The following is a 21,052-nucleotide window of genomic DNA, read 5'->3' on the forward strand; positions in this document are numbered from 1 at the left end:
GCGGGGTGGAGCAGCTTGGTAGCTCGTCGGGCTCATAACCCGAAGGTCGTCGGTTCAAATCCGGCCCCCGCAACCAAATACAAGACGATAGATTGAGTACTTATTTAGTATACAATTGTTAAGTCGTCTACGGATGCGCCGCTTGATTCAACTCCTGCTTCTCGCAACCAATCACATCGCTCTTTTCATAATGCTGCGAAGCATGAATCCCCAAAAGCTAAACTTTTATCCGCATCATATGATGTCGGACGATTTCGTTTGTGTTTAAAACACGATATGAATCGGCTGACGTACAAGTATGATGAGGCTTCGCGTGTTTTATCTACTTTAATTAACAGAGTTATCCACATACGTCGTTCTGTGGATAAGTTGGTTGATAAAGTGTTTTTAGCTTGACTTTTTATGATGGGGAAGAAAGATCTTTTCTCTAAAGTGAAGTGGAAACAACAAAGAAATATCAACTAAATACTTGTTATATAAAGAAAAAATAAGTTTTTTGTCGGATCGAGTACGTTAAAATACGATCATTAACTGGTATTTTTTTGATCCTAGTCATTTCTCCGAGCTGTGTTTAACTTTTTTCTGCTAGCTTGTTTTTCTTGAATCTCAAATTTTTTTCCACATTACAAAATTGAGAACAAGGTCATGAATTGAACATGCAAAAGTAATTTCAATCTCTTGCATATAGACTACGCTCTATGCGTCTCTCGGCAGTCCCTTCTCGACTATCCTTATTAAGCGTTGCTTTTTCGTCTCTATAGATGAATTACTCTCAGTGGGGAGTTGATTCAGTTGCTCTGTCAAAGCCCATTTAATGTGCTCATCAAGTAATTTATTTTCACCTTGCCGACTTTCCAGCGCATCTATGATTCGCTGACTATATTCTGCATTACCAAGTGCGACAGCGATGTTACGTAGCCACTGTATATGACCAATACGACGGATAGCGGAGCCTTCCATATTTTTTAGAAAAGTCGCTTCATCCCAGTTAAACATGTCGACGAGGTCAGGGTTTTTGAAACTGTCACGACGGTGGAAATCATCTTGCTCCGTTATGTCGGCGTAGCGGTTCCATGGGCAAACCAATTGACAGTCGTCACAACCATAAATGCGGTTACCCATTGGCTTTCGAAACTCTTCAGGAATCACGCCATCGAACTCGATGGTGAGATAAGAGATACAACGCCTGGCATCGACAACTTTGTCTTCAACGATGGCTTGTGTTGGGCATGATGTAATGCATGCTTTGCATTTACCGCACTGATCAACGCTTGGCTCATCTACGGGTAGTGGTAAGTCGATAAGTAGTTCACCTAAAAAGAACCACGATCCACAGTCTTGATCTAAAATCAGGGAATGTTTCCCGGTCCAACCTAAGCCCGCTTTTTGGGCGAGAGGTCGCTCTAATATTGGTGCGGAATCAACGAAAGGTCGGTAACCATATTGACCAACCTCTTGTTCAATAAGTTTGCCGAGCTTATTTAGCTGCTTTCTGACGAGCTTGTGATAATCGCGCCCTAGTGCGTAGCGGCTAATATAGGCATGACTTTTATTCGCGAGGTTCGAAGCGAATTGAGCCTCTGGTGGCAGATAGTCCATCCGGACGCTGATAACACGAACGGTTCCCGGGAGTAGCTCATGGGGTCTAGCACGCATCATACCGTGACGAGCCATCCAATCCATTGAGCCGTGATAGCCTGCATCAAGCCATTTTTGTAGTGCTGCTTCATGTTCACTCAGATCAACGTCGCAGATCCCAACTTTTTGGAAGCCGAGTTCTTTTCCCCAAACTTTGATTTGTTGTGCGAGTTGTTCGTAGTTCATGTTAACCACCGGAATAAAGGGGGGCGGATCTTAACGGATCTCTGGCTTTGGTGCTACCCAGTTAGGTACGTTTTTGATGTTGTGAATACTGCTTATTGAAGTCATTTGCATATATTCTAAATCTAGGTCGATACTAAGATGATTAAGATACCGTTTATTGGATACTTTTTTCGCACATATGACATTTGAAAGCTTGTCTCTCAAAACCAACACGGTTTACTATTCCTGTTCTTTTGATTTTTATATAGTCAACGATCATTAGTTAGAGAAGCATCAATGAGCACGAAACAATTCAATTTAAAAGATGAGCATGAAACGGTTGCACTAGGCACCGCTTTGGCTCAGCTTTGTTCCCAGCAAACCACAATTTATCTGCATGGTGATTTGGGTGCAGGTAAAACAACCTTTAGTCGTGGTTTTGTCCGTGCTCTTGGTCATCAAGGTAACGTGAAAAGTCCAACTTATACTCTAGTCGAACCGTACCAGTTGGATCAGTGGCAAGTATATCACTTCGACCTTTATCGTCTTGCGGATCCTGAAGAGCTTGAGTTTATGGGGATTCGAGACTATTTCACAGACGATGCGATTTGCTTGGTTGAATGGCCTGAAAAAGGGCATGGCTTACTGCCACAACCGGATCTTGATGTAAACATTCGCTACCAAGGTGAGCAACGTGTAGCCGAACTAACAGCTAATAATGATTATGGTGTGCAGTTACTCAGTCGATTGGAGCTATGTTGAGTTTTTCAAATTTTAGAGTGGTGGCGACGTTTGTCGCCACTTTTCTCCTTCTCATCCCCAATTTAGCATTTGCTAACGTCGTTAAGAGTTTTCGAGTTTGGCCTTCACCTGATGAAACGCGTGTTGTCATCGATTTAGGCTCGGAAGCTGACTATTCCTATTTCTCTTTATCAGGGCCGGATCGCCTTGTCGTGGATTTAAAAAGCACGACGATGCAGGCCAAACTACCTGTTACTGTTACGGATAGCCCTGTTTTAAAACTGGTACGAAAAAGCTCGCCTCCAGAGAAGGGCACTTATCGTTTGGTGTTTGAACTAAAAAAGAGCGTTCAAGCGGAGTTATTTAAATTAAGCCCAACACCAGGTGGGCAGTATGGTCACCGCTTGGTGATTGATTTACCGCACGGTAAGAAGGCATCGACCTCAAAACCGAGTAAGCCAGCGGCGGCCAGCAAAGACATGAGTTCAGTTCAACGAGCTCAAGAAGTGTTAATTGTTATCGACCCTGGTCACGGTGGGGAAGACCCTGGCTCTATTGGCCCTTCACGTCGTAAGTACGAGAAAGATGCGGTATTGAGTATCTCAAGAAAAATTGCTGCTCAGCTCGATGCGACTCCTGGTATTAAAACGCGCATGACTCGTACGGGAGATTACTTTGTAAACTTAAACCGTCGTGTCGCGATTGCTCGTGAAAATGATGCGCACTTGCTGATTTCCATTCACGCAGATGCGTTTACTTCACCGAAGCCTCGCGGTGGATCGGTCTTCGTACTAAATACTCGTCGTGCAAATACCGAAATTGCTCGTTGGGTCGAGAACCATGAGAAACAGTCTGAGTTATTGGGCGGCTCGGGTAATGCGTTCTTCACGAAGACAAAAGATCGTAACGTGAACCAAACTTTGTTGGACTTGCAGTTTAGTCATTCACAAAAAGAAGGCTATAAGCTGGCAACAGAAATCCTAGGTGAGATGGGACGTGTTGCGCACCTGCATAACACCAAACCGATCAACACCAGCCTTGCGGTTTTGCGCTCTCCACAGATTCCGTCTGTGCTAGTGGAAACGGGCTTTATTTCTAACCCAACAGAAGAGCGTTTACTGTTTCAACGAGCGCACCAAGATAAGTTAGCTCAGGCTATCACTAAGGCGGTCGTCAAGTACTTAAAAGATAACCCACCAGAGGGTACGGTGTTCTCGCCTTCAGCGAAGCCAATGGTACATATTGTAAAGCGTGGCGAGTCATTATCGGTGATCGCGAACAAATATGGGCTTAGCTCTAAAGCGCTGATGTCGGCAAACAACTTGAAGTCGACAGGCTTGGCAATTGGTCAGAAGCTCAACATTCCTTCTGCTGGTACGATTAAAGTGCCAAGTAAACCGATTACTGTTGAGACAGAAACCATTACGCACAAGGTTAAGTCTGGTGAGTTCTTAGGTAAGATTGCGAATCACTATAAAGTGAAGGTTTCAGATATCCGCCGAGAGAATAACTTGAAGTCAGATACCTTGTGGGTAGGGCAAAAGTTGAAGATAACGGTCGCGGTAAAAGATAAACCGATTCGTAAGCACAAGGTTTCTCGGGGTGAGTTCCTTGGCAAAATAGCGTCCAAATACGGCGTTAGCGTATCGAGCATTCGTAAAGCGAATAACTTACGCTCTGATCAGCTAGCGGTTGGGCAAGTCCTGATCATTCCAAACAAGTAGGTGAGCTTCTAACTCATTATGACGATTAAAATTTTGCCAGCCAGACTTGCAAACCAAATCGCCGCAGGGGAAGTGGTCGAAAGACCTGCTTCTGTGATTAAAGAGCTGGTTGAAAATAGTCTTGATTCTGGCGCAACTCGAATCGATATCGATATCGAGAAAGGAGGCGCAAAGCTGATTCGTGTTCGTGATAACGGAAAAGGTATCGCGAAAGATGAACTTGGCTTAGCGCTCAGTCGTCATGCGACATCTAAGATACATACCTTAGATGATCTCGAAGCTATTATGAGTCTAGGTTTTCGCGGTGAAGCGTTAGCCAGTATTAGCTCAGTCTCGCGTTTGACGCTCACGTCGCGTCCTGCGGCACAAGAAGAAGCCTGGAGTGCCTACTCCGAAGGGCGTGATATGCAGGTGAAGCTTAAGCCAGCAGCGCACCCGATTGGCACGACTGTTGAGGTGTTGGACTTATTTTTTAATACTCCAGCGCGTCGCAAGTTTCTTCGTACGGAGAAAACCGAATTTGCTCATATTGATGAGTTATTGAAACGTATTGCGTTAAGTCGCTTTGATGTCACCATCAATGTGCGTCATAACGGCAAGATCATCCGTCAATATCGCGCGGCGAAAAATCAGCTTCAAACCGAAAAGCGTATTGCTGCTGTCTGCGGTAATGCGTTTGTGCGGCATATGCTCAGAATCGAGCTTGAGCATCAAGGGTTAAAGCTACATGGGTGGATTACCACGCCAGAGGGAGCAAGGCAGCAAAGCGATTTACAATATTGCTATGTGAATGGCCGAATGATGCGTGACAAATTAATCAATCACGCGATTCGTCAAAGCTATGAAATGAGCTTAAAGCCAGATCAGTTCGCTGCGTATGTGCTCTTTATTGAGCTAGATCCGCACCAAGTAGATGTGAATGTTCACCCTGCTAAGCATGAAGTGCGTTTCCACCAAGCTCGTTTGGTGCATGATTTCATCTATCAAGCTTTGACGGATGCACTTTCACAAAGCGCCGTGATTGATAAACCACAGGTGAATGAATCGGCATTTCATCGCGTGGAACCGACTGAGTCCGAAGAGATTGAACATTCGCCAGAGCCTGAAAAAGTACAAGAGCCAGCATCTTCACCAGTACCAGAGCGGGTTTATCAAGCGATAGATAGTACACCGGCTTATCCTGGACGCAGTGATTATGAAGTGAAGCCTCGTAATAGCGGTCCTAGTGAAACCTCCGTGCGAGAGGCGCGCGTAGTGGAGTCATTCAAACGTAATGATTGGGTGGAATCCAAACCTGCACCAAAGCCAAGTCACAGTAAAGAGCGCCACGTAGAACCAGCGCCAACTAAACAAGAAGTACGCGCTTATCACGAGCTGTTGAAAACGCCAGAGTTTGAGGCTCAGGCAGTCACTCCAATAGCGCCCCAAACGATAACTTCGCACACATCAATGCCATCGATTACTGCATTAGGCAAAGCGCTGATGGTGGTCGATGAACAATTTGTTTTGATGAGCAGTGACAGTGGGGCGGCGTTAGTCTCGTTACCTAGAGCAGAATTTTATCGTGTAAAAGGCCAGCTTTCTCCAAGCGATGGTGCACTCAAGGCACAACCTCTGCTTGTTCCTCTATCTATTAAGTTAGAGGCCGAATTAGTGAGACTGGCCCAAGATTATCAACAAGATTTGGCATTGCTTGGTATTCAATTGAAAGCGAGAAACGAGCACGCCTTAATGGTGATGGGCGTCCCAGCTCCGCTGCGTCAACAAAACTTACAAAATTTAGTACCAGATCTGTTATCTTACGCGCAATCTTGTGTGAACGAAGGTATAGCAGCGGCTCAGATGCTGTCTGAGTTGATAGATTGGCTCGCATTACAGGTCACGACAGTGAAGAGTCACTATACTTTTTCTGAAGCCATTCAAATTATTGCGGAACTTGAACAGCTAAGACATGGTCAATTGCCATTAGAAGATACAAAATTCGTATCCGCTGTTGATTTCTCTGCCACGATAGCCAAATTAAAACCATGACAGATAAACTACCTTTGGCGCTATTTTTAATGGGGCCAACTGCATCAGGCAAAACTGAGCTGGCGATTCGTCTTCGTCAAAAATTTCCGGTTGAGATCATCAGTGTTGATTCTGCTTTGATCTACAAAGGGATGGATATCGGTACGGCGAAACCGGATGAAAAAGAGTTAAGTTTGGCGCCTCATCGCTTGATAGATATTTTGGATCCAAGTGAATCTTACTCTGTCGCCGACTTTCGTCGAGATGCATTGAAAGCGATGGATGATATTGTTGCAGAAGGAAAAATTCCACTTCTTGTGGGTGGAACAATGCTGTATTACAAGGCGTTACTTGAAGGTTTATCACCACTTCCTGCTGCAAATCCTGAAATTCGTCAGCAAATTGAACAAGAGGCATTGACTAAAGGTTGGTCAGTGTTGCACGATGAACTCAAAGAGGTTGATCCTGTGTCAGCCGCGAGAATCCATCCCAATGATCCCCAACGTTTATCTCGGGCATTGGAAGTTTTTCGCATTTCAGGTAAAACTTTGACTGAATTGACTCAAACGAAAGGTGAAAGCCTACCATACCGAGTCAAGCAGTTTGCAATAGCTCCCAAGGATAGGGCAGAACTTCACCGTCGGATTGAACTCCGTTTCGAGAAAATGATGGAAGCGGGCTTTGAAGAAGAAATGAAAGCGTTACATTCGCGAAAAGATCTTCACCCCGATCTTCCTTCCATACGATGCGTCGGTTACCGACAGATGTGGGAGTATTTAGATGGGGAGTGTACACGTGACGAAGCGGTATTTCGTGGCGTATGCGCGACTCGTCAATTGGCCAAGCGTCAAATCACCTGGTTACGCAGCTGGGATGATTTAACTTGGTTGGATAGCGAGAACATTGAACAGGCATTAGAAACGATGTCGGAAGCAATAGCATCTGATTGACATAGCTGTGTATAATGTGATCGTTTTTGCGTGAACGCACTCTCAAAGGATCTGTTGTTGGCGGTTTTTATACTATGCTGCTAATTACTTAGAGTGCATTTTTGATTCGTTTAGCTCAGATGCAAAAGCCGTATCTTTTGCATTGCACCACTAGCTAAATAATTACAACTACAAATTAAATAAGGAAAATAAAAATGGCTAAGGGGCAATCTCTACAAGACCCATTTCTAAACGCGCTACGTCGTGAGCGTATCCCGGTATCTATCTACCTTGTGAATGGTATTAAACTACAAGGTCAGATCGAATCATTCGATCAATTTGTGATCCTGCTGAAGAATACTGTTAACCAAATGGTGTACAAGCACGCGATCTCAACAGTTGTGCCGGCTCGTCCAGTGAGCCATCACAGCGGTGAACGTCCACAAGGTGAGCGTCCACAAGAGAAATCTGAAGATTAATTCTTCATCGAGTATTTTTAAAATAAGGAGTTGATTGCTTGTTTGACCGTTATGAATCCGGTGAGCGAGCCGTACTTGTTCATATCAACTTCACGCAAGAAGGTGAATGGGAAGATCTGGCTGAGTTCGAAATGCTGGTTTCTTCTGCTGGGGTAGAGGCGCTACAAGTGGTAACTGGTAGTCGTCAATCCCCACACCCGAAATACTATGTCGGAGAGGGTAAGGCCCAAGAGATTGCTACAGCGGTACAATCAACGGGTGCCGAAATTGTGATTTTTAATCACGCCCTCTCTCCTGCCCAAGAACGTAACCTCGAAGCACTGTGCCAATGTCGAGTTCTCGACCGCACTGGTCTTATTCTCGATATCTTTGCTCAACGAGCTCGAACACACGAAGGTAAGCTACAGGTAGAGCTGGCTCAACTTCGTCATATCTCTACTCGTTTGATTCGTGGTTGGACGCACCTTGAAAGGCAGAAAGGTGGTATCGGTTTACGTGGCCCGGGTGAAACCCAGCTGGAAACCGACCGTCGCTTATTGCGTGACAGAATCAAAGCCATCCTGCGACGCTTAGACAAAGTAGCGAAGCAGCGTGAACAAGGGCGCCGCGCCCGAAATCGAGCTGAAATCCCAACGGTTTCACTTGTGGGTTACACCAACGCGGGTAAGTCGACACTCTTCAACCGTATTACAGAAGCTGGCGTGTACGCGGCTGATCAATTATTTGCTACTTTGGACCCGACTTTACGTAAGATAGAGTTAGCAGATGTTGGTCCTGCCATCTTGGCAGACACGGTTGGTTTTATTCGACATTTGCCACACGACTTGGTTGCGGCCTTCAAGGCAACCTTGCAGGAAACGCAAGAAGCTGACATTTTGTTACATGTTGTTGATGCCAGTGATGAGCGTTTTCGTGAGAATATTCAAGCTGTTCATGAAGTACTAGAAGAGATCGACGCGCATGAAGTGCCGACTCTGGTTGTCATGAACAAAATCGACAATCTAGATTCGCAGAAACCACGTATAGAACGAGACGAGGAAGGCGTACCTCGCGCAGTTTGGGTTTCAGCAATGGATGGGTTGGGCATTGATGTCTTGTTTGAGGCGCTGACGGAACGTCTGGCGTCACAAATGGTCGAGCATCAGTTGCGAATTCCTCCACAGTATCAAGGACGATTCCGTAGTACCTTCTTCCAAATGAAGTGTATTCAACGTGAGGAATATGACCAGGATGGTAACTTGTTGATCGATATTCGAATGCAGCAAGTAGATTGGTCTAGACTTGAAAAAAGAGAAGGGGCAGTTTTGACTGGCTTTATAGTCACTTAAAGGACTGCTACAGTATAACGTCATATCAAATGATGGAGCTTTCTAATGGCGTGGAATGAGCCTGGAAATAACAACGGCAACAATGGCCGCGATAATGACCCTTGGGGTAATAATAATCGTGGTGGCCAGCGTCCTGGTGGCCGAGATCAAGGTCCGCCAGATTTAGATGAAGTGTTCAACAAACTGAGTCAAAAGCTGGGCGGCAAGTTTGGTAAAAAAGGCGGCGGTGGTTCTCCAATCGGCGGCGGTGGTGGTAGTGCAATTGGCTTTGGCGTGATTGCTCTGATTGCTGTTGCAGTTTGGTTCTTCGCTGGTTTTTACACCATCGGTGAAGCAGAGCGTGGTGTTGTACTGCGTTTAGGTAAATACGATCGTATCGTAGACCCAGGTCTTAACTGGCGTCCTCGCTTTATTGATGAGTACGAAGCGGTAAACGTACAAGCGATTCGTTCACTACGTGCATCTGGTCTAATGCTGACTAAAGATGAAAACGTTGTAACAGTTGCGATGGATGTTCAGTACCGAGTGACTGACCCATACAAATACTTGTACCGTGTAACCAATGCAGACGACAGCTTGCGTCAAGCAACGGATTCTGCACTACGTGCAGTAATTGGTGACTCATTGATGGATAGCATTCTAACCAGTGGTCGTCAGCAAATTCGTCAAACTACGCAAGAAACACTGAACCAAATCATTGATAGCTATGATATGGGTCTGGTACTTGTTGATGTGAACTTCCAGTCTGCTCGTCCACCAGAGCAAGTGAAAGATGCGTTTGATGATGCAATCGCAGCACGTGAGGATGAAGAGCGTTTCATTCGTGAAGCTGAAGCATACAAGAACGAAATCTTGCCTAAGGCAACGGGTCGTGCGGAGCGTTTGAAGAAAGAAGCACAAGGTTACAATGAGCGTGTCACTAACGAGGCTCTTGGTCAGGTAGCACAGTTCGAAAAACTACTACCAGAATACCAAGCAGCGCCTGGTGTAACGCGTGATCGTCTGTACATTGACGCAATGGAAGAGGTGTACTCAAGCACTTCGAAAGTGTTGATTGACTCGGAATCAAGCGGCAATCTTCTTTACCTTCCAATCGATAAGTTGGCGGGACAAGAGGGCAAAGCAGATACCAAACGTAAATCGAAGTCATCTTCAACCTATGATCAAATTCAACTTGAGTCTGATCGTACACAAGAAGACACTTCGAACACGCAGTCTCGTTCAACAGGTTCACGTCAAGGGAGATACTAAGAATGCGTAAGTTAATGATCCCTGTACTGGTAATCGCACTGGCATTAATGTTGATGTCTTTGTTTGTGATTCCTGAAGGTGAGCGCGGTATCGTGGTTCGATTTGGTCGTGTCTTGAAAGACAACAACGACATCACTCGAATTTACGAGCCTGGTCTGCATTTCAAGATGCCTTTGTTTGACCGTGTGAAACAACTTGATGCACGTATCCAAACAATGGATGGTCGTGCCGACCGTTTCGTAACGTCCGAGAAAAAAGACGTTATCATTGATACCTACGTGAAGTGGCGTATTGAAGATTTTGGTCGCTACTACCTCGCGACTGGCGGTGGTAACTCGCTAACGGCAGAGGCACTACTTGAGCGTAAAGTGACGGACGTGCTTCGTTCTGAAATCGGTGCTCGTGAAATCAAACAGATCGTATCTGGTCCACGTAACGATGATGTGCTACCAGAAGACGCAAGTGCTGATGTTGTCGCAACTGAAGCGGCTCGTGAAGCGCTTGAGATTGATGGTGAACGCGACCTAATCATGTCTGAAGTATTGAAGGACACGCGTGAAAGCGCAATGAAAGACTTGGGTGTTCGTGTCGTTGATTTCCGAATGAAGAAAATCAACCTGCCTGATGAAATCAGTGAGTCTATCTACCGTCGTATGCGTGCGGAGCGTGAGTCTGTTGCTCGTAAGCACCGTTCTCAAGGTCGTGAAAAAGCGGAAGTTATTCGTGCTCAAGCAGAACTAGAAGTAGCAACTATTCTAGCTGAAGCTGATAAAACTGCGCGTGTGACACGAGGTGAGGCGGATGCTGAAGCTGCGAAGATTTATGCTGAAGCGTACAACAAAGACCCTGAGTTCTTTAGCTTCCTACGCTCGCTACGTGCGTATGAGAAGTCCTTCAGCTCTAAGAGCGATATTCTGGTGCTTGATCCGAAGAGTGAGTTCTTCCAATACATGAACCAGTCGAAGGGCAGCATGGAGAAATAATCTCCGCGTCTCATTGAAATAAAAGGCTCCTTAGGGAGCCTTTTTTGTATCTGATGCTAAGTGCTAGCTCATCATGATTGCGATTACGGCTCCAGCAACTACTAGGCAGCCACCGATGCGTCGTAGCTGATTGTTGGGTTGTTCACTTAATTGAGCCACCATATTCCGCCAACCGTTAGGAGCAATCAGCGGCCCAATGCCTTCCACGATCAAGACGAGCCCAATCGCCAACCATATGGATTCAGACATAGCGCTTTCCAGTCGAATAGAGAAAGCTAAATACTATCAGTGATATGCTGATTTCAAAATGAACAAAGCGGCAAGATGACATTCTGGTAGCGACTCTGTGAACAAAAAATGACTGCAAGAAGTGAGATTCGGTGCTAGAATCCATTTTTAACTAGCAATCAGACTTGGAAAGATGGGAAATAACGTAGTCGTTCTAGGCACCCAATGGGGTGACGAAGGTAAAGGTAAAATCGTAGACCTTTTAACTGAAGATGCAAAATACGTGGTACGCTACCAAGGCGGTCACAACGCAGGTCACACTCTCGTAATTGACGGTGAAAAAACCGTTCTTCACTTAATTCCATCAGGTATCCTTCGCGATAACGTAAAATGTGTTATCGGTAACGGTGTTGTACTATCACCTGAAGCTCTACTTAAAGAAATGAAGCCTCTTGAAGAGCGCGGTATTCCAGTACGCGAGCGTCTTTTCATTTCTGAAGCATGTCCGCTAATTCTTCCTTACCACGTTGCAATGGACCAAGCTCGCGAAATCGCTCGCGGTAAAAAAGCTATCGGTACTACTGGTCGTGGTATCGGTCCAGCATACGAAGATAAAGTTGCTCGTCGCGGTCTACGCGTTGGTGACCTATTCGATATGGCGACTTTCGCAGAGAAGCTAAAAGAAGTCATGGAGTTCCATAACTTCCAACTAGTTAACTTCTACAAAGCGGAGCCAGTAAGCTACGAAGAAGTACTTGAGCAAGCGAAAGGCTACGCTGAGCTACTAACTTCAATGGTTATCGACGTAACTGACGAACTAGACGCAGCACGTAAGCGCGGCGACAAGATCATGTTCGAAGGTGCACAAGGTACACTACTTGATATCGACCACGGTACTTACCCGTACGTAACGTCTTCTAACACGACTGCTGGTGGTGTTGCTGCAGGTTCTGGTTTTGGTCCTCGTCACATCGGTTACATCTTGGGTATCGCAAAAGCGTACTGTACTCGCGTTGGTGCTGGTCCATTCCCGACTGAACTATACGACGGTTTAGATAAGCAAGATCCAATTGGTAAGCACTTAGGTGAAGTTGGCCACGAGTTCGGTGCGACAACTGGTCGTCTACGTCGTACAGGTTGGTTCGATGCTGTTGCTATGCGTCGTGCAATCCAAATCAACTCTGTATCTGGTTTCTGTCTAACTAAACTAGACGTACTAGATGGTCTAGAAGAGCTAAAAATCTGTACTGGTTACAAGATGGAAGATGGCTCCGTGCTAGAAGTTTCTCCGATGGCTGCTGAAGCATTCGAAAAAGCAACGCCAATCTACGAAACAATGCCTGGTTGGTCTGAGAACACATTTGGTGCTAAGTCACTAGATGCTCTACCACAAGCAGCTCTTGACTACATCAAGCGTATTGAAGAGCTAACTGGCGTTCCAGTAGACATCATCTCTACAGGTCCTGACCGTAACGAAACTATCATCAAAGTTCACCCATTCGAAGCTTAATTGATAGCCGTTAAAGATTGCAAAAGCCGACCTTCTGGTCGGCTTTTTTGTATCTGAACAAAAACAGCGTGACTCTCATATGGCAAGCTTTTGCCGCTGAGCCTAAATCAGAGGCAAAAATTGTCTAAAGCTTAGCTGTTTTTTGCCGATAAGGTTATCAAGCAGAGGAGATCCTTCACCGATCTTTGGTTTCTTAGATACCTTAAGGGTACGTTTATGAAGTTACGAACAGTGGCTGCTTCACTGTTGTTGACCTTGGTTGCTACCACAGTGAAAGCCAATGTTGCCGATGTGGGGGCACCAGTTCCGATCTATACCGAAGCAGAGCTGATAAAGCTTATTGAGCAAAATAAGCACTTACAACGTGTGCGCGCTGATAACTGCCAGCTGGTGGAGGATATCGTAGCTCGTGCGACTCGAATTAACTTACCCGCTTATGAGTTTCTATACGGAGATATGTTGGCTTGGGGTGTGTGTGTCGAGCAAGATGTCGAACTGGGTCTTTACTACATCGAAAATGCAGCGCATCAGGGGTTACCTGCTGCACTAGAGCAGATTGGCCGATACTATTCGCGTGGCACTTTAGTACAGCAAGATAAAGAACGTGCAATTCCATATTTGCGAGAAGCTGCGTCAATGGGAAACCTAAACGCGCGTATTCATCTGGCCGAGTTGCTTTTACGTGATTATGGCAGTCCACTCGATTACGAAGATGCGTATCGTTGGTTATATAACTCTGTCACAGCAGATAAGCGGCAGCATAAGCGCATAACTGTATTGAGAAACGGCCTTGAACAGCGCATGCCACAAAACGTTATTGCTCGAGCTAAACGGCGAGACACCTTTTGGTAACGCTTCAATATTGCAAACAACTTCATACAACAAAGCCCACGTCACGTGGGCTTTGTTGTTTTCCCGATAGTTGGTAGCGCTTAAACCACTTTGTGTGGACCGAAGCATTCGTAATGGAATTGCTCTTCTGGTACGCCAAGTTCTAATAGCTGTTTCGCTACGTGCTGCATAAATCCTACAGGACCACAGAAGTATACCTGCACGTTATCTTGCTTTAATGCAGCTTCAATTTCATACAGATTGACAAAGCCCGTGAAGTGGAAGTCTTCGCCTAGCTTGTCTTCTGCCGTTGGTTGGTTATACCAAACGAGCGCGTTCATATTTTCTTTTTCTGCAACGAGTTGGTTTACGTGTTGCTTGAAAGCATGCTGTTGGCCATTTTCTGTTGCATGAACCCAAGTTACAGGTGCTTGATGTGCTGAGAGACTTTCTAGCATTGACAGCGTTGGAGTAAGTCCCACACCAGCAGAAATTAGAACAACGGGTGTTTGTGGTTCGGCATCCATAAAGAAATCACCGGCAGGGGCCGCAAGCTGCACTTTTTCGCCAATGTTCAGGCTATCGTGCAGGTAGTTCGACACTTTTCCGCCTTCTTCACGTTTTACTGAGATACGGTAGGTGTTCTCTTGGACCGCAGAAGACAGGCTATATTGGCGAATTTCTTGGTTTTCTAACTGGTCACTGTTGATGTAGATGCCAAGGTATTGTCCCGGTTTATACGGCGCCACTTTTTGGCCATCGGTTGGCTTGAACACAAAGCTGCAAATGTGTTCGCTCTCAATCTTTTTATCGACTAATTCAAATTCGCGTAGACCGCGCCAGCCGCCTTCCAAAGCTTCATTTTGTTGGTAAATTTGTTCTTCGCGCTGAATAAATACATTCGCAAGTACGCCGTAAGCCTCAGCCCAAGCATCCAACACTTCTTGACCTGGATTAAAAAGCTCATCGATTGTCGCAAGTAAATGCTTACCAACGATTTGGTACTGATCTTCTGTGATCAAAAAGCTCGTGTGCTTATGCGCAATTTTCTCTACTGCGCCAAGCAGAGCTGGCAAATTTTCAATATTGGCAGCATAGGCACAGATAGCGTTGAATAATGCTTCACGCTGATCGCCGTTACGCTGGTTACTCATGTTAAAAATATCTTTCAACTCAGGGTTATGAGTAAACATACGCTCGTAAAAGTGCGCGGTCAGTTTTGGTCCTGTTTCGGCGATGAGTGGTGCGGTCGCTTTGACGATCTCGATAGTTTGATTGCTGAGCATAAGGGCTTCCTACTTTAAGTTGTATTTATAATGCATGTTTAAAGTTGTATCTCAAATGTATCTTTCGATCAAGAAAAGATTTACACTTTTATCGATAGCTCAAGTTTGGGGTTTTAGCATCACCAGCGGGTTATTGAGTCGCACTTTGGGAGAGAATATGCAGTTAACTAGTTTCACTGATTATGCGTTGAGAACCTTAATTTTCTTGGCTTCGTTGCCGGAAGATGAGTTAACCAGCATTACCGAAGTGACGGATTTATTTGGTGTGTCGCGCAACCATATGGTTAAAGTTATCAATCGGTTAGGGCAGTTGGGTTATGTCCATACCGTGCGCGGAAAAAACGGTGGTATCCGGCTGATGAAGCCAGCGTCTGAAATCACAGTCGGTGGTGTTGTGCGCGATTTAGAGCCGTTAGATTTAGTCAACTGTGGTGTGGATTTTTGCCATATTACCCCTGCTTGCCGCCTCAAAGATAAATTGGCGAAAGCAAAAAGTGCCTTTCTGGCGGAGTTGGATGACTGCACGATTGAATCCTTGCTCAGTGACAATTCTGAACTTTTGATCTTGCTGGCTCGTCCTTAACTCATTTGCATGCCTAGAGTCGATCTCGATCATTCTTTTTTCAAAGCAATTCTGTAGCTTATCGAGAGACTCAGATATACTAGCCATATACCTTCCTTGCTAGATAGGCGTGCCTATGTCAGACAATATTCCAAACGATCCTTTTGCAGATCGTGAATCCAAAAATTACGAAAATCCAATTCCAAGCCGAGAGTTTATCATCGAGTTTCTAGAGCAAGCGGGCGTTCCAATGAATCGTAACGACTTGTTTGAGGCACTAAAGCTTGAGGGCGAAGAGCAATACGAAGGGTTGCGTCGTCGGCTACGTGCGATGGAGCGAGATGGCCAACTGGTGTTTACCCGCCGTCAGTGCTATGCATTGCCTGAAAAACTTGAAATGGTGAAAGGTTACGTGATTGGTCATCGTGATGGCCATGGTTGGGTACGTCCAGAAGGCAGCGTCGGCAAGGATGATGATATTCTGTTACCGCACCATCAGATGAAGAACATCATCCACGGTGATTTTGTCTTAGTGCAACCGACAGACAACAGCAAGCGCGGCCGCCGTGAAGGACGTTTGGTGCGTGTGCTAGAGGAGCGCAATGATCAAATCGTTGGTCGTTTCTTCCTTGAATATGGATACTCCTATGTTGTCCCAGATGACTCGCGTATCAGCCAAGATATCCTGATCCCAAATGAGCACAAAGCGGGTGCACGCATGGGTAACGTAGTCGTAATTGAAATTACTGATCGTGGCTCACGCTCACGCGGCATGATGGGTAAAGTGGTTGAAGTCCTTGGTGAAAACATGGCACCAGGTATGGAAACACAAATTGCGATTCGTACACACCAAATCCCTCACGAATGGCCAGAAGCCGTCGATAAACAAATCGAAAACTTAGGCGAAGAAGTACCAGAAGAAGCGAAAGTTGGTCGTGTGGATCTACGTGATTTGCCACTAGTGACCATTGACGGCGAAGACGCACGAGACTTTGATGATGCCGTTTACTGTGAAAAGAACAAAGAAGGTGGTTGGCGTTTATGGGTAGCGATTGCTGACGTCAGTTACTACGTTCGTCCTGACTCTGCGTTGGACAAAGAAGCGATCAATCGTGGTAACTCAGTATATTTCCCTTCGCAAGTTGTGCCAATGTTGCCAGAAGTACTGTCGAACGGTCTATGTTCGCTTAACCCGCAAGTAGATCGCTTGTGTATGGTGTGCGAAATGACCATTTCCGATACAGGTAAGCTGTCTGGTTACAAGCATTACGAGGCGGTGATGGACTCGCACGCTCGTCTCACATATAGCAAAGTGAGCGCGATTCTAGAAGGGGATGAAGAACTACGTGAGCGCTACCAGCCGCTTGTTTCTCATCTAGAAGAGTTGCACAAGATGTACAAAGTGCTGAAAGAAGCACGAGATCAACGCGGTGCAATCGAATTTGAAACCGTTGAAACCAAATTTATTTTCAATGCGGAACGTAAAATCGAAAGCATTGAGCCAGTAATTCGTAATGACGCGCATAAGATCATCGAAGAATGTATGATTTTAGCCAACATTGCTTCGGCATCGCTGGTAGAAAAAGCGAAAGAGCCCGCGCTTTATCGTATCCACGAATCTCCAGGTGAATTACGCCTGCAAGGTTTCCGTGACTTCTTAAGTGAACTTGGTCTTGAGCTAAAAGGTGGTTTAGAGCCTTCACCAACGGACTATGCTGATCTCGCACGTCAAATCTCCGGGCGTCAAGATCAAGAGTTGATTCAGACCATGCTGCTACGCTCAATGAAGCAAGCGGTATACAACGCAGATAACGCGGGGCACTTTGGGTTGGCATTGAAACGCTATGCGCACTTTACGTCGCCAATTCGTCGTTACCCTGACTTGTTACTTCACCGTGCAATCAAGTATCTGATTGCTAAAGAAGAAGGTCGTAATCAAGATCGCTGGACACCAACAGGTGGCTATCATTACTCGTTTGACGACATGGATTTTTACGGCGAACAATGTTCGATGACAGAGCGCCGTGCTGATGATGCAACACGTGATGTTGCGGATTGGCTGAAGTGTGAATATATGCAAGACCACGTCGGTGACGAACTAGACGGTGTTATCGCTAATGTCACTAGCTTTGGCTTCTTTGTACGTTTAACGGATTTGCACATCGATGGTTTGGTGCATATTTCTACCCTTGCGAACGACTACTATCAATTTGACCCGATTGGTCAACGACTTATTGGTGAAAGTTTCGGTAACATCTACCGCTTAGGTGATGCAGTAAAAGTAAAAGTACTGGCTGTTAACCTCGATGACAAGCAAATTGACTTTGAATTGGTCGAAACAAGTCGTAAGCTACGCGGCGAAGGTAAGACTGCGAAGAAACGCGCAGCGGAAGCAAAACGCAAAGCGAAAGATAAAAAACGCGCTGCGACTCGCTCTTCATCGAAAGAAGGTGGCGCGGCTCGTGCAATTCCTGCGATAGAGCCAACTAAACGCCCAGAAGAAACGGGCGCAACGAGTAAGCGTAATGGCCCAAAACGTGGTGACGCCGAAGGCAACGAGAAGCCTAAAGTGAAAAAAGCACGTAAAAAGAAGCCGCACAGTAAGCCGAAGAAAACCAAGCGCACTAAAAAAGAAGCGCAGTAGGTTGAAGCGCCAACTTAGTTCAAACTCGGTTGGCGCAGGCAATACGACCAGAACAACAGGTTAAACAATGAGTAACGAATTTATCTACGGCATTCACGCAGTGAAGGCGGTATTGGAGCGCGAACCAGAGCGTTTTATCGAGGCGTACGTTTTAAAAGGTCGTCAAGATGATCGCCTAATGCCAATCCTAAATGATCTTCAGGTTTGTGGTGTTTCTATTCAGCAGATGACACGTAAAACCTTGGATGACAAAGCACGCGGTGCAAATCACCAAGGCATCATCGCTCGTGTGAAACCAGCGAAGCAGCTGAATGAGAACGATATTGATGACATCCTTGCAAAGCACGAATCACCACTGCTCTTAGTGTTAGACGGCGTGACCGATCCACACAATCTTGGTGCGTGTTTACGTAACGCAGATGCGGCAGGTGCTGCGGCGATCATCGTACCGAAAGATCGTTCTGCGCCAATGAATGCGACGGTAAGTAAAGTCGCTTGTGGTGCAGCTGAAGTCGTACCATTGATCCGAGTGACTAACTTGGCTCGTACTATGCGTACATTGCAAGAGAAAGGCATCTGGTTTGTTGGTACTGCGGGTGAAGCAACGCACGACATCTACCAAGCCAAACTGACTGGACCTCTTGCTATCGTAATGGGGGCTGAAGGTGACGGTATGCGTCGTCTGACTCGTGAAACCTGCGACGATTTGATTAAGATCCCAATGGCTGGTAGCGTTTCAAGCTTGAACGTATCTGTGGCATCCGGCATCTGTTTGTTTGAGGCAGTTCGTCAGCGTATTGCTGCAAAGTAACGACGAAACAAACAGTTACTGTAGAATCAGACATAATGATAAAAACAAAGGATGGGGTGCCATCCTTTGTCGTTTTCACCGATTTATAAATAAAAATCCTCAGGGAAGTTATGACTCAACAAGACATTAAATTCATCGCCTTCGATCTAGATGGTACTTTGCTTGATAGCGTGCCAGATCTAGCTGTCGCGGCAGACCAAGCAGTACAGGCGCTTGGCTTTCCATCGGTTTCAGAAGAACAAGTTCGTGATTATGTGGGTAACGGCGCAGACGTGCTTATTGGTCGCTCATTAAGCCAAAGCCTGACCATCAACCCAGAGCTGAGTGAAGAGCTTCGTGCTAAAGCGCGTGTATTGTTTGATGACTACTACGAGCAAAGCGGTCACAAGCTAAGTCATCTTTACCCAACGGTAAAAGAGACACTAGCAGAGCTGCACAAAGCGGGCTTTGTTATGGCGTTGGTGACTAACAAACCTTCAAAGTTTGTGCCTGACGTTTTGGAAAAGCACGACATCGCAAAATACTTCGTTGATGTCCTTGGCGGTGATGCATTCCCAGAGAAAAAACCAAACCCAGTAGCATTGAACTGGTTGATGGAAAAGCACCAAATCCAACCAAGTGAAATGCTGATGGTTGGCGACTCGAAAAACGACATTCTCGCAGCAAAGAATGCAGGCTGTGCCTCATTTGGTCTGACATATGGTTACAACCACGGTGAACCTATTTCAGCATCAAATCCAGATTTCGTCGCTGACAGTTTGGCAGAATTATTGGACGTTGTAGCGGTTTCTGCATAACGGCTACAAAAGAGCTTCCAAAATACTCGTTAATGAGTACACTGAGTAAACCGTGCACCTATTACTGCACGGTTTTTTTCATTTAATTAGATTAAGAAGTCAAAGGAATCATTCTAATGAGCAAACCCATTGTATTGAGTGGTGTTCAACCTTCAGGTGAACTAAGTATCGGTAACTACTTGGGTGCTCTACGTCAATGGCAGCAGATGCAAGACGATTATGATTGCCAATATTGTGTGGTAGACCTTCACGCGATTACGGTTCGTCAGGACCCTAAAGCGCTGCATGAAGCAACTCTAGACGCACTGGCAATTTGTCTGGCAGTTGGTGTTGACCCGAAGAAGAGCACGCTATTTGTTCAGTCACATGTACCAGAGCATGCTCAATTAGGTTGGCTTCTTAACTGCTACACTCAAATGGGTGAGCTGAGCCGTATGACTCAGTTTAAAGACAAATCGGCACGTTACGCGAATGACGTAAACGTCGGTCTATTTGACTACCCGGTGTTGATGGCGGCTGACATTTTGCTTTACGGTGCACACCAAGTACCTGTAGGCAGTGACCAGAAGCAACATCTAGAATTAGCGCGCGATATCGCAACGCGTTTCAACAATATTTACTCGCCAGAGCAGCCAATCTTCCAAGTTCCAGAGCCTTACATTCCGACAGTAAATGCGCGTGTAATGAGCCTTCAAGACGCAACGAAGAAGATGTCTAAATCTGATGACAACCGTAAGAACGTTATCACGCTGCTGGAAGAGCCTAAGTCGATCCTTAAGAAGATCAACAAAGCGCAAACCGATACCGAAACGCCACCAAGTATCCGTCATGATATCGAGAACAAGGCGGGCATTGCTAACCTAATGGGTCTGTACTCTGCGGCGACAGGCATGAGCTTCGAAGAGATTGAAGCGAAGTACCAAGGCGTAGAAATGTATGGCCCATTTAAGAAAGATGTTGGTGAGGCAGTTGTAGCAATGCTTGAGCCAATTCAAGCAGAATATCACCGTATTCGCGCTGATCGTGCTTACATGGACGAGGTAATGCAGCAAGGCGCTGAGAAAGCCTCGGCACGAGCGGCTGAAACGCTTAAGAAAGCATACGAAGCAGTAGGTTTTGTAGCTCGCCCATAGTT

18 protein-coding genes are annotated in these 21,052 nt (G+C 45.8%); 15 read left to right on the plus strand and 3 right to left on the minus strand.

Translation table 11 applies throughout. From position 1 onward, the window contains the following. Window positions 1–696 precede the first annotated feature (696 nt). Window positions 697–1,824, minus strand: coding sequence for a tRNA epoxyqueuosine(34) reductase QueG (queG, locus tag R7044_RS22245; RefSeq protein WP_005381370.1), 1,128 nt, complete (start codon window positions 1,822–1,824; stop codon window positions 697–699). Window positions 1,825–2,100: 276 nt separating this feature from the next. On the opposite strand from queG, the gene tsaE reads away from it, so the two are divergent. From tsaE to hflC, 8 genes are all read left to right on the plus strand, one after another. After that, window positions 2,101–2,565, plus strand: a complete 465-nt coding sequence (gene tsaE / locus R7044_RS22250; protein ID WP_005381372.1) for a tRNA (adenosine(37)-N6)-threonylcarbamoyltransferase complex ATPase subunit type 1 TsaE — start codon at window positions 2,101–2,103, stop codon at window positions 2,563–2,565. Continuing rightward, the gene (locus R7044_RS22255; protein ID WP_005381374.1) at window positions 2,559–4,268 is read left to right on the plus strand and encodes an N-acetylmuramoyl-L-alanine amidase; all 1,710 of its coding nucleotides are present in this window, start codon (window positions 2,559–2,561) and stop codon (window positions 4,266–4,268) included. The genes tsaE and R7044_RS22255 overlap by 7 nt, the downstream gene beginning before the upstream one ends. A gap of 18 nt (window positions 4,269–4,286) precedes the next feature. After that, window positions 4,287–6,299 carry a DNA mismatch repair endonuclease MutL gene (gene mutL, locus R7044_RS22260; protein ID WP_054575295.1) on the plus strand — a complete coding sequence of 671 codons (2,013 nt, stop codon included), beginning with the start codon at window positions 4,287–4,289 and terminating at the stop codon, window positions 6,297–6,299. Then, a complete protein-coding gene (miaA, locus tag R7044_RS22265; RefSeq protein ID WP_005395375.1) occupies window positions 6,296–7,228 on the plus strand; it encodes a tRNA (adenosine(37)-N6)-dimethylallyltransferase MiaA in 933 nt (310 codons plus the stop codon). The genes mutL and miaA overlap by 4 nt, the downstream gene beginning before the upstream one ends. A gap of 194 nt (window positions 7,229–7,422) precedes the next feature. After that, a complete protein-coding gene (hfq, locus tag R7044_RS22270) occupies window positions 7,423–7,686 on the plus strand; it encodes an RNA chaperone Hfq (protein WP_005381379.1) in 264 nt (87 codons plus the stop codon). Between the two features lie 38 nt (window positions 7,687–7,724). After that, window positions 7,725–9,014, plus strand: coding sequence for a ribosome rescue GTPase HflX (gene hflX / locus R7044_RS22275; RefSeq protein WP_005381380.1), 1,290 nt, complete (start codon window positions 7,725–7,727; stop codon window positions 9,012–9,014). Window positions 9,015–9,059: 45 nt separating this feature from the next. Further along, window positions 9,060–10,265, plus strand: a complete 1,206-nt coding sequence (hflK, locus tag R7044_RS22280) for an FtsH protease activity modulator HflK (protein WP_017633728.1) — start codon at window positions 9,060–9,062, stop codon at window positions 10,263–10,265. Window positions 10,266–10,267: 2 nt separating this feature from the next. Then, window positions 10,268–11,248, plus strand: a complete 981-nt coding sequence (gene hflC / locus R7044_RS22285; protein WP_005381382.1) for a protease modulator HflC — start codon at window positions 10,268–10,270, stop codon at window positions 11,246–11,248. 63 nt (window positions 11,249–11,311) lie between these two features. Here hflC and R7044_RS22290 read toward each other — a convergent pair whose 3' ends face one another. Beyond that, on the minus strand, window positions 11,312–11,497 hold the full coding sequence (locus tag R7044_RS22290; RefSeq protein ID WP_005381383.1) for a DUF2065 domain-containing protein: 186 nt from the start codon (window positions 11,495–11,497) through the stop codon (window positions 11,312–11,314). 172 nt (window positions 11,498–11,669) lie between these two features. On the opposite strand from R7044_RS22290, the gene R7044_RS22295 reads away from it, so the two are divergent. Both R7044_RS22295 and motX read left to right on the plus strand, forming a co-directional pair. After that, window positions 11,670–12,986: an adenylosuccinate synthase gene (locus R7044_RS22295; protein ID WP_005381385.1), complete on the plus strand. Its 1,317-nt coding sequence runs from the start codon at window positions 11,670–11,672 to the stop codon at window positions 12,984–12,986. 216 nt (window positions 12,987–13,202) lie between these two features. Next, window positions 13,203–13,838: a flagellar protein MotX gene (gene motX, locus R7044_RS22300; protein WP_005381388.1), complete on the plus strand. Its 636-nt coding sequence runs from the start codon at window positions 13,203–13,205 to the stop codon at window positions 13,836–13,838. Between the two features lie 80 nt (window positions 13,839–13,918). On the opposite strand, the gene hmpA is transcribed toward motX, so the two are convergent. Continuing rightward, on the minus strand, window positions 13,919–15,103 hold the full coding sequence (gene hmpA, locus R7044_RS22305) for an NO-inducible flavohemoprotein (RefSeq protein WP_005381390.1): 1,185 nt from the start codon (window positions 15,101–15,103) through the stop codon (window positions 13,919–13,921). Between the two features lie 157 nt (window positions 15,104–15,260). On the opposite strand from hmpA, the gene nsrR reads away from it, so the two are divergent. The 5 genes from nsrR (at window position 15,261) to trpS (ending at window position 21,050) form a co-directional block, all read left to right on the plus strand. Continuing rightward, entirely contained in the window at window positions 15,261–15,686 is a 426-nt protein-coding gene (gene nsrR / locus R7044_RS22310) for a nitric oxide-sensing transcriptional repressor NsrR (protein ID WP_005381392.1), read from the plus strand. 115 nt (window positions 15,687–15,801) lie between these two features. Further along, window positions 15,802–18,309 carry a ribonuclease R gene (gene rnr / locus R7044_RS22315; RefSeq protein ID WP_225455811.1) on the plus strand — a complete coding sequence of 836 codons (2,508 nt, stop codon included), beginning with the start codon at window positions 15,802–15,804 and terminating at the stop codon, window positions 18,307–18,309. A 67-nt stretch (window positions 18,310–18,376) separates the two neighbouring features. Further along, a complete protein-coding gene (gene rlmB / locus R7044_RS22320) occupies window positions 18,377–19,120 on the plus strand; it encodes a 23S rRNA (guanosine(2251)-2'-O)-methyltransferase RlmB (RefSeq protein WP_047103967.1) in 744 nt (247 codons plus the stop codon). Between the two features lie 110 nt (window positions 19,121–19,230). Then, entirely contained in the window at window positions 19,231–19,917 is a 687-nt protein-coding gene (locus tag R7044_RS22325; RefSeq protein ID WP_005382834.1) for a phosphoglycolate phosphatase, read from the plus strand. A 116-nt stretch (window positions 19,918–20,033) separates the two neighbouring features. Further along, complete coding sequence (gene trpS, locus R7044_RS22330) at window positions 20,034–21,050, plus strand: tryptophan--tRNA ligase (protein WP_005381398.1); 1,017 nt, start codon at window positions 20,034–20,036, stop codon at window positions 21,048–21,050. Window positions 21,051–21,052 lie beyond the last annotated feature (2 nt).

It is taken from the genome of Vibrio sp. 1402 (genome assembly GCF_033340275.1).